At 36.9% G+C, this 13,953-nt stretch carries 10 protein-coding genes and 1 tRNA gene; 4 read left to right on the top strand and 7 right to left on the bottom strand.

Annotated features, from left to right (window positions below):
• Positions 1-106: 106 nt before the first annotated feature.
• The 4 genes from priA to porQ form a co-directional block, all read right to left on the bottom strand.
• Complete coding sequence (gene priA, locus ALGA_RS06460) at positions 107-2,593, bottom strand: replication restart helicase PriA (protein WP_231706071.1); 2,487 nt, start codon at positions 2,591-2,593, stop codon at positions 107-109.
• 100 nt (positions 2,594-2,693) lie between these two features.
• Complete coding sequence (gene pfkA, locus ALGA_RS23455; RefSeq protein ID WP_096428550.1) at positions 2,694-4,541, bottom strand: 6-phosphofructokinase; 1,848 nt, start codon at positions 4,539-4,541, stop codon at positions 2,694-2,696.
• 21 nt (positions 4,542-4,562) lie between these two features.
• Entirely contained in the window at positions 4,563-5,258 is a 696-nt protein-coding gene (gene cmk / locus ALGA_RS06450; RefSeq protein WP_096428549.1) for a (d)CMP kinase, read from the bottom strand.
• Positions 5,259-5,402: 144 nt separating this feature from the next.
• Positions 5,403-6,431 (bottom strand): type IX secretion system protein PorQ, encoded by a 1,029-nt coding sequence (gene porQ / locus ALGA_RS06445; RefSeq protein ID WP_096428548.1) that lies wholly within the window; start codon positions 6,429-6,431, stop codon positions 5,403-5,405.
• Positions 6,432-6,984: 553 nt separating this feature from the next.
• On the opposite strand from porQ, the gene ALGA_RS06440 reads away from it, so the two are divergent.
• Positions 6,985-7,623, top strand: coding sequence for a DUF2975 domain-containing protein (locus ALGA_RS06440; protein WP_096428547.1), 639 nt, complete (start codon positions 6,985-6,987; stop codon positions 7,621-7,623).
• 16 nt (positions 7,624-7,639) lie between these two features.
• Positions 7,640-7,864 (top strand): helix-turn-helix domain-containing protein, encoded by a 225-nt coding sequence (locus ALGA_RS06435; protein WP_096428546.1) that lies wholly within the window; start codon positions 7,640-7,642, stop codon positions 7,862-7,864.
• A gap of 176 nt (positions 7,865-8,040) precedes the next feature.
• On the opposite strand, the gene ALGA_RS06430 is transcribed toward ALGA_RS06435, so the two are convergent.
• Positions 8,041-10,200 (bottom strand): beta-glucosidase family protein, encoded by a 2,160-nt coding sequence (locus ALGA_RS06430; RefSeq protein ID WP_096428545.1) that lies wholly within the window; start codon positions 10,198-10,200, stop codon positions 8,041-8,043.
• Between the two features lie 772 nt (positions 10,201-10,972).
• Here ALGA_RS06430 and ALGA_RS06425 point away from each other — a divergent pair.
• Entirely contained in the window at positions 10,973-11,773 is an 801-nt protein-coding gene (locus tag ALGA_RS06425; RefSeq protein WP_096428544.1) for an ice-binding family protein, read from the top strand.
• A 386-nt stretch (positions 11,774-12,159) separates the two neighbouring features.
• On the opposite strand, the gene ALGA_RS06420 is transcribed toward ALGA_RS06425, so the two are convergent.
• Both ALGA_RS06420 and ALGA_RS06415 read right to left on the bottom strand, forming a co-directional pair.
• Positions 12,160-12,669, bottom strand: a complete 510-nt coding sequence (locus ALGA_RS06420) for a DUF3124 domain-containing protein (protein ID WP_096428543.1) — start codon at positions 12,667-12,669, stop codon at positions 12,160-12,162.
• Between the two features lie 360 nt (positions 12,670-13,029).
• Positions 13,030-13,105 (bottom strand) — tRNA-His (locus tag ALGA_RS06415).
• A gap of 135 nt (positions 13,106-13,240) precedes the next feature.
• On the opposite strand from ALGA_RS06415, the gene ALGA_RS06410 reads away from it, so the two are divergent.
• Positions 13,241-13,915 (top strand): DNA alkylation repair protein, encoded by a 675-nt coding sequence (locus ALGA_RS06410; RefSeq protein ID WP_162845395.1) that lies wholly within the window; start codon positions 13,241-13,243, stop codon positions 13,913-13,915.
• The last annotated feature ends 38 nt before the right edge of the window (positions 13,916-13,953 follow it).

Below are 13,953 nucleotides of genomic sequence, written 5' to 3'. Positions count from 1 at the left end.
AGAGAATCGGAAAGGAAGTATAAAGCATCTTATGCGTAGCTTTTAGCATCGATCAAGTAGCAAAAAGTTCTGTTATTGGTGCTTTTAAAATTGAGGAAGAAGTTTTTTACATCGGATCAACATCAAAATTCACTTGAATAGATTTAAATTGATCCATACTTTTTAAATGATTCGCGTGTTGATTTAAAATCCATTTGGCTTTTGATGGCGAACTTTTCTTCTCTATTTTCAAAAGTATATTAACGATGTGGTAGTTTTGAATTCGGTTTATAACAGGCGATTGCGGGCCAAAAACGCGAATGCCAAAAACTTTATGCAAGGATTTTGCAAGGATCGCAGCAGCCTGATTCACCAATGTCTGGTTTTTGTGTTTCAAACAGATATTGATTAATCTGTAGTAGGGTGGATAAATGTATTCTTTTCTTTCTGCCAGTTGACCATTATACATAGATACGTAATCATTTTCGATCACATTTTTAATGATTGGGTGTTCTGGTGTATAAGTTTGAATCAACACTTTTCCTCTTTTCTTTTTTCGTCCGGCACGACCGGAAACCTGAGCCATCATTTGAAAGCTGCGCTCATAGGCACGGTAATCCGGATAATTCAGCATCGAGTCAGCATTCAATACCCCAACTAAACTAACATTATCAAAATCGAGACCCTTTGAAACCATTTGCGTCCCTACTAAAATATCGAGTTCATTGTTTTCGAATTTGTAAATGAGTTTTTCGTAAGCCATCTTTTTTCGAGTGGTATCCAAATCCATTCGTGCAATTCGTGCATCAGGAAATAAGCCCGTCAATTCTTCTTCAATTTTTTCGGTTCCAAATCCCCGGTCTTCAATTTCGGTTGAACCGCAATGCTCACAACTCGTTGGCGGATGAATACTGTGTGCACAGTAATGGCAAACCAGCTGATTGTTGTATCGGTGATACGTTAAGCTAACCGAACAGTTTGGACAATGAGGAACCCATCCACAACTTTTACATTCCAGGTAGGGAGAATATCCTCTTCTGTTCTGAAATAAAATAATCTGTTCCTTATTCTCCAGGCAAGTCTCCATCATTTGCATCAGTTGAGGAGAGAACATTGATTTCATTTGTTTCTTTCGCGTTGCTTCTTTTACATCAGCAATAATTATTTCGGGCATTTCCAGATTTTGGTGTCGCTGAAACAATTCTACCAAACCATACTTGCCCGTTTTGGCATTGTAGTAGGTTTCTATTGCTGGAGTTGCAGTACCCAATAAGGTTTTTGCTTTGTGCAGATGAGCCAGATAAAGAGAAGCATCGCGGGCGTGATACCGGGGAGCCGGATCAAACTGTTTGTAAGTGTTTTCATGCTCTTCATCGACAATAACCAAACCTAAGTTTTTGAAAGGCAGGAATATCGATGATCGAACCCCTAAAATAACCTGATAGGCATTTTCAGGATCATTTTGATTGATGTTGTTGTAGATTTCTACGCGCTCGGCATCGTTAAATTTGGAATGATAGATTCCTACCTTATTTCCAAATACGGTTCGTAAGCGGTTAATAATCTGAGTTGTTAAAGCAATTTCTGGGAGAAGGTAAAGAACCTGTTTACCTTGCTGTAATTGCTCTTGAATCAAATGAATGTATATCTCGGTTTTACCGCTTGAAGTTACTCCGTGAAGCAACACACAATTCTTTTCCTCGAATTGCTTACGGGTCTCAATAATTGCTTTCTGCTGATGTTCATTCAACTCTTTTAGTCCCGAAGTTTCCGTTTCCGAAAGATCAATCCGATCCAGTTTTTCATGGTAAATTTCAAGAATGTTTTTTTCGACTAAACTTTTTAAAATTCCTTTCGAGGCATCAATAGACTTTAGAAGTTCTGTCACCGAAACTTTAAGGGCATTTTCTTCAAAATAGTGTTTGGAAAGATTGAGGTAGGAGTGAAGAATCTCCTGCTGTTTTTTAGCTCTTTTTAAGCCATCAATTACAGCCGCTATATCTGATTCGTTAAAATTAGATGCCAGTCGAACAAATTCTTTCTTTTTCTCTTTATAGGTGTTAATGATTTGTTCCTCAATAGAAACAGCTCCTTTTTCAAGCAAAGATTTTACCTGTGGTAGGGTGTTTTTTAGACCAGTTGCCTGATTTAAAGTCGAAATATTTACATCTTTTGAATGCTTTAGTACATTCAGAATTTGTTCCTCGGTTTTGCTAAGAACTTCCTGAGCCTGAAAATTTTCATTTACAGTTATCTTGGTCTGACTTTCCAACTTTAATCCGGAAGGAAGAGCTGCCTTAAAAACGTCACCTATTGTACACTGATAGTATTGTGAAATCCACTCCCAAAAACTGAATTGAAATGAATTGATAATTGGAGATTCATCCAGACAAGTGATAATCTCTTTGGTGGAATAATCTGTTGGAGGAGTATTGTGAATGCTTTTTACAATTCCGGTGTAGAACTTTTTACTGCCGAAAGGAACAACTACCCTTTTTCCAATGGCAACATCAGCTTTTAATTCCTCTGGAATAGAGTAGGTAAAAAGCTGAGCCAATGGAAGTGGTAGTATGATATCTGCAAAATCGGTAGTCTTGTTCATTAAAGTGTTCATTTTCCTCAAAGTTATGAGTTCTGATTAGAATCTCATCATTCCGATGTTATTTCCTAAAAGGGAAAACTATGCATGAACAAAAACCACCGCGTTTGATAATTTAGATCGAAAGAATATCGTTAAGAATCAGTAATGAATCTTTTACTTTCTTTTTGTTTTTAATTGCTTTGTTGAATGAAACATGTGAAACTTCACCGTGCACCAATCCTACCATGATGCTCTTCTGATCATCAAGTAATGCATCAACAGCAGCAACACCTAAAGTAGATGCAGTTACGCGGTCGAAAGCTGATGGAGAACCACCTCTTTGCATGTGACCCAATATCGAAACACGGATATCGTATTCAGGATGATCTTTCCCAATTTCCTGAGCAATTGTATAGGCACCACCCGATTTATCACCTTCGGCTACAATTACAATACCACTCGTTTTGTGTTCTTTGTATTCTTTTTCAAGGTATGTTTGCAACTCTTGAGTGTGAGTTTCTCTTTCAGGGATCAAAATTGCTTCTGCTCCCGTAGCAATACCGCTGCGTAAAGCAATAAAACCAGCATCACGTCCCATTACTTCAATAAAGAATAAACGGTTGTGAGCACTCGCAGTATCTCGTATCTTATCAACAGCTTCAGTTACAGTATTGATAGCTGTATCGTAACCAATGGTATAATCGGTACCGAACAAATCATTATCAATAGTACCCGGAATTCCAACTACAGGGATATCATATTCCTGAGTAAAAACACGGGCTCCTGAAAAAGTTCCATCTCCGCCAATAACAACAAGAGCATCAATTTTGTTGGCAATCATTTGCTCATGTGCCTTTTTCCTTCCTTCTACGGTTCTAAATTCTTCACTTCTGGCCGAACAAAGAATGGTTCCTCCTCGTTGAATAATGTTGCTTACATCATGAGATTTCATTTTTTTGATTTCTCCATTAATTAAGCCTTCGTATCCTTGCATTATACCTACAACCTCAAGTTTGTTGTAGATCGCAGCACGTACAACAGCTCTGATGGCTGCATTCATTCCTGGAGCATCTCCTCCTGAAGTTAGAACTCCAATTTTCTTAATTTTAGACATGCTTAAATCGCTTTTGTTTTCAAGTTTTATTTTTTCCATTGTTTCATTCATCAGCCAGTTGGGAGTGGATGTTGCACCGCTTACACCAACTGATTGCGCATTCACAAACCAATCCATATTCAGTTCATCAGGGCAAGTGATAAAGTGACTGTTTTGATTCGTTTTTTTACAGACATCGAACAGTAATTTTCCGTTCGAGCTTTTTTTTCCGCTCACAAAAATGATCACATCGTGTTGGTTTGCAAATTCTTCCAATAGAGGAACACGATTTGATACTTTTCTGCAAATGGTGTCGTTGATAATCAGACTGCTTTTGCATTTTTTTTCCAGATGTTCTGAAATTTCAGCAAAGCCGCTAATGGTTTTTGTTGTCTGTGAAAACAACACGACAGGCAAGCTGAAATTCACCAATTTCAGATCTTCTGTGTTTTCAACAACAATTGCCTTGCCTTCGGTTTGACCTACCAGACCATTTACCTCTGCATGACCTTTTTTACCGTATATAATTATTTGTCCTTTGGATTTCTGAATCTCCAGGTACGCTTTTTTTATTTTCTTTTGTAAGTTCAAAACTACAGGACAAGAAGCATCAATAATTTCGATGTTTTGTTTTTTTGCAGTTTCATAAGAGGTAGGAGGCTCTCCATGTGCTCTAAATAAAACTTTTTCTCCTGATAATTTTGAAAACTGAACATGACTGATCGATTTTAATCCTTGAGCAGTAAGACGATCAACTTCAATATTGTTGTGAACGATATCACCAATACAATAAAGTTGATTTTCTTCTTTTAGTATTCCTTCTGCTTTATTTATGGCATTTACTACGCCAAAGCAGAATCCAGCATTGGAATCAATTTCAATCTTCATTCTCTATTCCTATTCCGTTGATTACTTAATCTCATTCATGCGATCAACAATCCAATCCAATTGTTCTTCAGGAGTCAAATGGCTGTTGTTAAGGATGATTGCATCATCAGCTTTTCGGAGCGGACTTTCGTCACGATTTTCATCAATAAAATCTCTTTTTGAAACGTTCTCTCTGATTTCATTCAAAGAAATATCTTCTCCTTTGTTTTTAAGTTCTTTATAGCGGCGAATGGCTCTTATTTCCACATCAGCAGTCATAAATATCTTTAAATCGGCATTTGGAAAAACAACTGTTCCAATATCGCGACCATCCATGATCACACCACCTTCTTTGCTCAATTCACGTTGGAAAGCCACCATCTTTTCGCGAACAAATTTAATTTTTGCGATCAGGCTAACCTTGTTCGAAACATCCATTTTTCGAATCTCATCTTCAACCAATTCGGCATTTAAATAAGTTTCGTGACGCTGTTTCTCAGTGTTGTACTGAAAAGAGATATTTACCTGACTGATTAAATGAGCCAACTTGTTTTCATCTACTTTGTCACCGGAAATTAAGTTGTTTCGCATTGCAAAAAGAGTAATCACTCTATACATTGCACCACTATCGATATAAGTATATCCAATTTTTTTTGCCAAATCTTTGGCTACAGTACTTTTTCCGCACGACGAATGTCCGTCAATTGCTATAATTAGTTTCTTTTCAGGTATATCCATTCTTTTTATTGCTCGATTTTTTTGTGCAATTGGATACAAAAGTATAAAGAAAATCCATCAAATTGTGAGAAATCCCACTAAAAAAGGGGGTGTAAAACCATATGGCTTCCTGTAAACGATTGAAATGCGCTTTTTCGATAAAAATCATCTGAAATTGAAGTCGCTTAAGCGGGTACTTATGGAAAAATGATTGCTCGTGCCAGCTAAATGATACTTCGCAGAAGCAAAATTTATGTGGAAACGGGACACTTTTACTCCGAATCCCCAAGTGAATCCAACGGTAGAGGTTTTTTCATCTACTTTAAGTTCTGCTCTTCGCTGAAAGTTGTAACCTAATCGAATGCTGAAGTTTTTCGATGGCAAAAATTCGATGCCTAAAATAAGGTGTTTCAGAGCTTTGTCGGAGAAACTGTTTTTGTTTGATTTTGAAAAGGAATTGTCTTCACTGTTTAATTCTGATTCGTAGCTCGTATCGAATTCTTCCAAATGGCGATAGGTGAGCGCAAAACGAAAGGGTGCATATTGCAGTTTGGTGCTCATTCCAATCAAAATTTCATTAGGAAGATCTTCCCGATGCGATCCGTAGTAGGCTTTTATTTGATAGCCAAAATTCCGGGCAACAATAGAAGTTCTGAATAGTTTGTTGGAGCTGTCGTAGATCAGAGCCAAATCGGCGGCCAAGCCAAAAGAACTGTATTTCTCTAAAGACGAATAGATTGGTTTCACGGAAGCACCTACCCGAAAATTTGTATTCAATTGACGGCCATAGCTAATAATTAAGGCGTAATCGGAAGCCTTGAAATTACCGGTTCGTTCTCCAAACTCATTTGCTTCGGTAAATTTTCCATAGTTCACGTAATGCATGGCCAACGAAAAGGTGCCAATCTTCTTGTAATATTTGGTGTAGGAAGCGTATCCGTAATTGATATCTGTGAGGTAATTTACGTAATTCAATGCCACTTTCTGATCTAAATCGGGATGTAGGGCAGCAGGATTGTAAAAGGAATAATCAGCATCAACATCGTCCAATGCAATTTGATCTCCTCCCATGGCTGCAACTCTGGCCGAACTCCCCAAATTAAGGAATTCGTAGATGTTCTCACCACCGCTTTGGGCTTTCGCCGAAAGAGTAACAAGAAGATAAATGAAGATTAGAATTACTGTTCGGTTCATGTAATTGATTGCTTAGGCGGCTTAAAGATAGAAATCGAATTGAAAAGATTCTTGCTTAGACTTGTTCTTTTTTCTTTTAAGGCAATCGACTACTTGATAAACTCCGAAGGTTTCCCTCTAAACTATTTTGTCAGGGGGCAATATCCTTGGCGATAACAATCGGACTAATACTCCTGCAACAATTAGCGCATTTCAAACGATCCAAATCTTCAAATATAGTTTGTGAAGCGCGTGAACAATAGAATTCAATTGTTTTGGTTTTTTCTTTTTTAGTTTGGCGTAATATTGTCCCAATTGAGATTTCCGCCCATTATTTCATCCTGGTTTTTGGGAAATTCAGCTTTACTTGCGAGAAATAATAAAATTCAACTTCAGGAATTTGAATGGAATTATGGATATTATTTGAGGAAAGAATGTATTAGCATGAGAAGTCTAATTTCTAGGCGTTAATTGTTGTATGTCAATATGAAATTATTGAAAAGCGATAATAAATAGTTGTAAAACGAGTATTTATGCTAAATTCGTGTAATCATATATCTAATATATTATTGCTATGAAAAGTAACAAAATAGTTTTAAGGCAGTTAGCATCATCTTTTTATTTGTTCTATATAGTCAGCCTTTTAGGCCTAGTTGGTGTTATATTGTCATTTTTTATGGATTTAATTTTTGAGTGGGATGGAGCGGTAGAAATGAGATTTAAGTTAATTTCAAGTTTCGTAGAGCTTCCGACTAGTTTTACAATGCTTGATGGTAGTAAGTTTGATGGTGTTGGTGAGTTCTATATTTTGCCACGTGTTCTTGAAATAAATAATCTATTTTATTGGATTCTCAGTTGGTTAGATCAGTTTGTATTGTTTGGTGTTGTGGTGTTTATAACAAGGCAATTAAAGGAGGTTTTTGGATCAATATCATTAGCTTCAAAGAGTAATCTGTTCTTCGTTCGCGAAAATTACATTCGAATTAAGAGGGTTGGTCTTATTTCAATCATTTTTTGTATTTATGTGTTTATTGAATCTACTATTTATTCATATCTTTTTTTGAAAGATTTACATGTTATGGATATAGCAATCCATGTTAATCCTGACTTTAGTGTATTGTTTGGGATTTTTCCAGCTTTGATAATTCTTGCAATTGCTCAAGTGTACAAAGCAGGAATTGATATGAAAGAGGAGAGCGAATTAACAATTTAACGGAGAGATTGATTTTATGCCTATTATAACAAATTTAGATGTGATGTTGGCCAAGCGAAAGATGAGTTCGAAAGTACTTGCAGATCGAATTGGGATTACTGTAGCCAATTTATCCATCTTGAAAAGTGGTAAAGCGAAAGCCATTCGTTTTTCTACACTTGAGGCGATATGCAAAGAATTGGATTGTAAACCTGCCGATATTTTGGATTACGTGCCCGATGAAGATAATTCTGATAATTAGTATTGGTTGAAATTATTTGGGATGGAATTTTTAGTGAGCTGAAAAATAAGTTTTGCGGACTACTTCGAGAAATATTACTTACACACTTTGCCGGATAGTGTCTTAAAAAAATAACGCATAAAAATTACCTGTTGGAGGCAAGTTTCATGCGTTTCGTTTTTATTTGTAGTTAGTTGTTATTCTGTTATTTCAAGTTGAGCTCTTGCTAAAATATTATTTGAAGCTGCTCCAACTAGTATTTCAAACTGACCGGGTTCTACTTTCCAATCTTCTGATTCTGCATCCCAAAAGGCAAAATCTCTATTGGTTAACGTAAAATATAGAGTTTGTTTATCACCTGCAGCCAACTGCACTTTTTGAAAATCTTTCAGTTCTTTCAATGGTCGTGCTACCGATGATTCAACATCGCGTACATATACCTGAACAATTTCTTTGCCATCAACCGATCCGGTATTTTTAATATCAATTTTGAAGTTAAGCTTTGCTCCGGCTTTTATCGATGCGTTTTCTAATAGTAAGTTGCTGTATTCATATGTTGTGTAGGATAAGCCATACCCAAATGCGTAAAGAGGTTCAATTGCTTTGCTTTCGTACCAACGGTAACCAACAAATACACCTTCGTCATACTTCACATCGTTTATTGGGTCTATAATTCTGTGATCCTGATCCCAACCGGTATACAATTCTTGACCTTCTGGTAGGTACCCATATCCTGGTGAATCTTCAAATTTTTTCTCAATGGTAATAGGCAATTTGGCCGATGGATTAGTGATACCGGCAATTATCTCGGCAAAAGCCGTAAAGCCTATTTGACCCGGATACCAACTGTAAATTAAACCGGCAACATCATCATTCCATTCTGTCATGTTCATCCCGCCACCAGCGTTTACAGCAACAATCGTGTTCTTGTTTAAGGAAGCAATTTGTTTGATTTCTTTGTTAAGTGCTTCTGGGAAATCAAAGGATTTGTCCCATCCTTCAGAATCAAATGTACCAGTGCTATAAATCACATAATCAGCAGCTTTTATCGCTTCGTTATCCGGATTTTCAATATAAGTAAGCTTATTGCCATACACCTCTTTAAGAGCTGTTAGCATTGTTACAGGGTCGTATCCAACAACCTCTGCAGCACCTCCTCCATGGGGTATTTTATCTGAATATTCGCCAGTAAGTAAAATCGAGATTTCACCTGTCTTATCAATAGGTAAAATATTGTCATTTTTAAGAAGTACAATACTTTCTCTTCCGGTTTGCAAGGCTACTTCTACGTGTTGGTCGAAGTTCTTAAAATAAGTAGAGTCTTTTATCGGGCGCTCAAGCAGTCCCATTGCGATTTCTGTCGTAAGAATGTTGGTAACCATTCTGTTGATATCTTCTTCTTTTACTTTTCCTTCTTCGAGAAGCGATTTTGCAGAATAACGTAAAAAGAATTCATCTTTCTTCATGTAATCAGGATATTCAGCTCTTGGCTCCCCAGGCATATCTAGGTCAAGTCCCGATTTTATTACTTTTTCGGCATCATATACCGACCACCAATCACTCATGACCAACCATTTAAAACCTAAATCCTCACGTAAAAGACCTGTTATTACATCTTTGTTTTGTCCGGAATATTCTCCGTTTACTAAATTATAAGATGTCATAACAGCCATAGCGCCTGCATCAACACCAGCTTCGAATGCTGGTAAATAAATTTCGTGTAAGGTCCTTTTATCTACTACTGAATTCGATGTTCTTCTTTTGTAGTCCGTATTATTGGCCACAAAGTGTTTTAAAGTAGCCATAGTACCCGTTCCTTGTATTCCAACCACATAATTCTCTATCATTCGAGCAGCTAGGTATGGATCTTCTCCAAAGTACTCGAAGTTTCTGCCATTTTGTGAGATACGGTAAATGTTCATTCCAGGTCCAAGTAGCACTGCAATTTCACCAGCTCTACACTCTTCACCAATAGATTTTGCATAATTACCTGCCAACTCCTTATTCCAAGTACTTGCTAAGGCTATCGGGCTTGGGAAAGCAACCGATTTTTCAAGCTGATCATCCAGATGAGAACGTATGTTAACTCCTTGAGTTGCATCAGAGAGATACATGGCTGGCACATTAAACTTTTCAAATCCTTTTGTGAAAAATACGTTATGACCGCCTATCATTGATATCTTTTCGTCAATGGTCATCTGATCAAGAATTTTTACTGCTTGTTCTTTTGCATTGTCGTATGCAATGGGTGGTTTAAAAGGTGTAAACATTGTTTCAGCTTTAAATTCATTATTTGCCTTTTCTGTACATGCACTCATGAGAATGCAAATCAGGATGATGGGCACAAGTTTTTTCATAATAAATAACTCTTAATTTTAGTTAGTTGGTTAGGCGCAATAGTAAATATATAATTGTAGTTCTAAATTCAATTACGAGTCCTAAATGTATAAAAAAGAGAGAAAGAATCTAAGTATCTCAAAGGATCTTTTAGTTGTGCGCAAAAACAATAACTGATCATTTGTAGATGTATTAAAGTAGACTCCTGTTTTATTTTGGTAGAGGTGTTAGGCGAGATGTAAAGTGTTGGGGTTTCATCTTTTTTCGTGAGGGGAATTCCCTATAAATAAAAAAAGCAACAGGAATGCTGTTATCCACTCTATGGGAAACTATTTATTTGATCTTGCTGTAAAATGTATGCATCATAGGGCTTTTGAGTATGTTGTGAAAACCGAAACCGCTTTTAGATACCTGAAAAAAAAATATTACATCCATTTTTTCGCTGCAAAATAAAGGAAAAGGAGTCGAGCTTTATAAATGGAGTGGATGTAAGCGCAATTTCAACGCTTTAACAGAGCAAGAGGTTCAATTTATTCGCTAATTCATACTCTTTCCTATAACTACCATAAACGGAAGATAGAAAATACTCAGCTTGAGAGTCGAGTGATGGAAATGGGTAAATTAGAAGCAACAGAGCAAACATATATACAATCACAACACGTGCTGATTTGATGAATGTCATTCTGAGCGTGAATGTTATAACTTAAAACTATAATTATACAACAACAACCGGACTCAATGCATCTACATTTGCAGTGTGAGATTAGTTCACAAAAATGAATAGCGAAACTTATGAATATTAAAAAATTTTTACCGACGCTTGCTATGGCAGTTGTTGCGTTAACCGTAGGTTGTGACGATGATGAATCGACCAACACCAACACTGATAATCCAATAATAATTCCGGTTCAAACAACAGTACAAACTGCTGTTAATCTTAGATCAGCCGGCGATTATGTTATTTTAGCTGGTTCCGGTATCTCAAATGTACCGACCTCAGAAATTACAGGGAATATAGGGTTAAGCCCAGCTGCCGGATCTTTCCTAACAGGGTTTTCAGAAACACTTCCAGCTGGGGGAGCTTCTTCAGCAGCCGATCAAGTGACTGGAGATTTGTTCGCATCCAATTATGCGGTTCCAACTCCTTCTAACTTAACAACAGCTAAAGGTGATCTAACTACTGCATACAACGATGCTGCAGGAAGAACAAGTACTGACATGGTGCTTTTAGCAGGAAATATTGGTGGACTAACACTAGCACCAGGTCTTTACAAATCAAATGGTGCTCTTGAAATATCATCAGGTAACCTTACTTTTGATGCAAAGGGAGATGCTAGTGCAGTATTTATTATTCAGATAGCATCTACACTAAATACAACATCCGGACGTGAGGTTATTCTTAGCGGAGGAGCCTTAGCTTCAAACATCTTTTGGCAGGTGGGTACTTCAGCTACTATTGGAACCACTTCAATATTTAAGGGAATTATTATGGCTGATCAATCAATTTCATTAAATACAGGAGCAACTGTTAATGGTAGATTGTTGGCAAGAATAGGTGAAATAACCTTAGAAGGAAACACAGTTAGTGAATAACATTAATTTGATTAATTAAAGAGGCGCTGCATACTATGCAGCGCTTTTTTTATTTGACTGATGATTCAATCACTGCGCTGATTATTTTGTGACGAAAGCTATCATAGAAGCTCTTTACAATCCCAAATTTTCATCAAAGCAATGTTGGTAAAAGTATCTTTTGAAATTTGAAAAGCGTCAAGAGAGACTGACATGCTCTCTTAAATTAGTTGGCTATGATGATAATAAATAACAGAATTAAAAAGGCAACTACTGATGCCCTAATTGCGATTTCTCGTTGCTAACTTTACAAATTCTTTTGTTGCCTCAAGATATACAGCAACCGAACCTATTGGATCGTTTAACGCAAAGGAAAAAGAATATTGCAGTTGAATACTCCCGTAGTTTTACTTGATTCGCTTGGCTAGTGTTGTGAATGAGAGCCCTTGTTGACCCATTGTTGAATTCATAACTGCCTCAAATAAAGGTTCTGGACAGTTCTTTGGAATTTTCCATTCAATTATAAAATTTGAGCCAGTTCCCCCCTCAGTATCAGCTTCGTCTATTATTATCTCCGTAGTTTCCATTGGCGCTAAATAGATTGGCTTACTGAAATATGTTCGGATAGATTTCCCGTGAGTATCATAATATTCTGCTTTTAGCAAGAAGATTGTGTCGGAATCACTTGTGTTTCGCATACTTGCCGTTGCGGTCAGGTTATGAGTTTTATGTTCGGAGTTGCTGTAAATTTGTGAATAGATAGAAAGATATGATTTCCCATATTCCAAAGAATCTTTCTTGCTGATGTCAATGGCTCTTTTGGCCCAGTTTTCTGGATTTATCGAGCTTATTTCTCTTTCGTGAGTGCATCCGAGAGTTAGTGCAATGATCAGTAAGGATAGGATGTGTTTTTTCATTTTACAGAGCTTTTGTTGTGTAAGATATTGTTTTATCCAATCATCTCCAAGCTACTGATTTTCCGATAATGTGCAGCTTTTATAAAAACTGCTGTTCTGAGAGAATTTAATAGACTTTGGTCTGTTGATTTTGTCGTGCTTTTAATAAAAGCAAAAGTTCTGATTTTATTTTAGCAAATTATTTTCAAGACAGTTGTGTAAGCTAGGAGGTAATTGTTTTTTTACGTTGCTGCAATTTGTGTAACTTCAAACCTTGTTGGCTTTAGGGAATGGTGGGGACTGGTGATGGTATCAATACGGAATTATCCATAAAAACAAAAAACGCAAACAACAGATGAACTGTTATTTGCGTTTTATTTAGGGTGAAAGACCGGTCTCGAACCGGCGACCTCTGGTACCACAAACCAGCGTTCTAACCAACTGAACTACATTCACCATTTTTGCTGTAGTGCGGTGCAAATATAGAGAATTCTTTAATTATTATCCAAGTGTTTTGGTAAAAAAATATAAAAAAATATCCCGAAAGGATTATAAACTCTACCTTTGCAGGCAGTTAACTAATATGAGTAAAATGGATTTTTTTATCGATAGTAATGAAACTGAGGATTTGTTTCAGGAAATTTTCAAGAAAATACAAATTCTTCGCAATGGTGAGACCCACCATGAAATGAAAAAATTTGGATTAAACTACCCAAAAGCATTAGGCGCAACAATTGTAAATTTGCGCGAAATTGGGAATGCTTATGAGCAGAATCATCTTTTAGCACATAAATTGTGGACGAAAGGATTTAGAGAGTCGAAAATAGTGGCGACACTTCTCGAAGAACCTGCAAAAGTGACCGAAGAGCAGTTGGATAGATGGTTTGCCGAGATGGATTCGAATGAACTGCTGGAACAGGCAAGTATGAATTTGTTTCAGTATCTTCCTGCTATAAACGAGTTGATCGAAACTTGGATGAAAAGTGGCATTCGTGCCAAACAAGTTTGTGCAGTTATGGTTGCAGGCCGTTTGGCATTGGATAAGAAAGAGGAGAATGAGCAACTGTTTCTGAATTTTATCAACTTGCTTCCTAGGCATTTTGAGGATGCTTACTTTTTGAGTCAGGTGAAAAGAGCACTAGGGAAGATTGCAAGAAGAGGTGAAGTTGTTGTGGCTAAAGTTGTTGCTTTGGTTTCTGAATTAAAGGCAGAGGATGAGGATTGGAAAGAGATTTGGGATGATCTTCAGTATGAACTTAACTTGTAGGTATATTTTAAGAAACTTTAAGGCTTGATATGGCATGC

Source organism: Labilibaculum antarcticum (assembly GCF_002356295.1).
Lineage (GTDB): Bacteria > Bacteroidota > Bacteroidia > Bacteroidales > Marinifilaceae > Labilibaculum > Labilibaculum antarcticum.
Note: the sequence above shows the minus strand (reverse complement) of the source record. Positions and strands in the feature narration are given on the sequence as shown.

Bases quoted from the DNA above. Each gene is read 5' to 3' on its own strand.
- priA (WP_231706071.1), bottom strand. From the start codon at position 2,593: ATGAACACTTTAATGAACAAGACTACCGATTTTGCAGATATCATACTA.
- ALGA_RS06420 (WP_096428543.1), bottom strand. From the start codon at position 12,669: ATGAAAAAACACATCCTATCCTTACTGATCATTGCACTAACTCTCGGA.
- ALGA_RS06410 (WP_162845395.1), top strand. From the start codon at position 13,241: ATGGATTTTTTTATCGATAGTAATGAAACTGAGGATTTGTTTCAGGAA.
- ALGA_RS06435 (WP_096428546.1), top strand. From the start codon at position 7,640: ATGCCTATTATAACAAATTTAGATGTGATGTTGGCCAAGCGAAAGATG.
- cmk (WP_096428549.1), bottom strand. From the start codon at position 5,258: ATGGATATACCTGAAAAGAAACTAATTATAGCAATTGACGGACATTCG.
- ALGA_RS06430 (WP_096428545.1), bottom strand. From the start codon at position 10,200: ATGAAAAAACTTGTGCCCATCATCCTGATTTGCATTCTCATGAGTGCA.
- pfkA (WP_096428550.1), bottom strand. From the start codon at position 4,541: ATGAAGATTGAAATTGATTCCAATGCTGGATTCTGCTTTGGCGTAGTA.
- porQ (WP_096428548.1), bottom strand. From the start codon at position 6,431: ATGAACCGAACAGTAATTCTAATCTTCATTTATCTTCTTGTTACTCTT.
- ALGA_RS06440 (WP_096428547.1), top strand. From the start codon at position 6,985: ATGAAAAGTAACAAAATAGTTTTAAGGCAGTTAGCATCATCTTTTTAT.
- ALGA_RS06425 (WP_096428544.1), top strand. From the start codon at position 10,973: ATGAATATTAAAAAATTTTTACCGACGCTTGCTATGGCAGTTGTTGCG.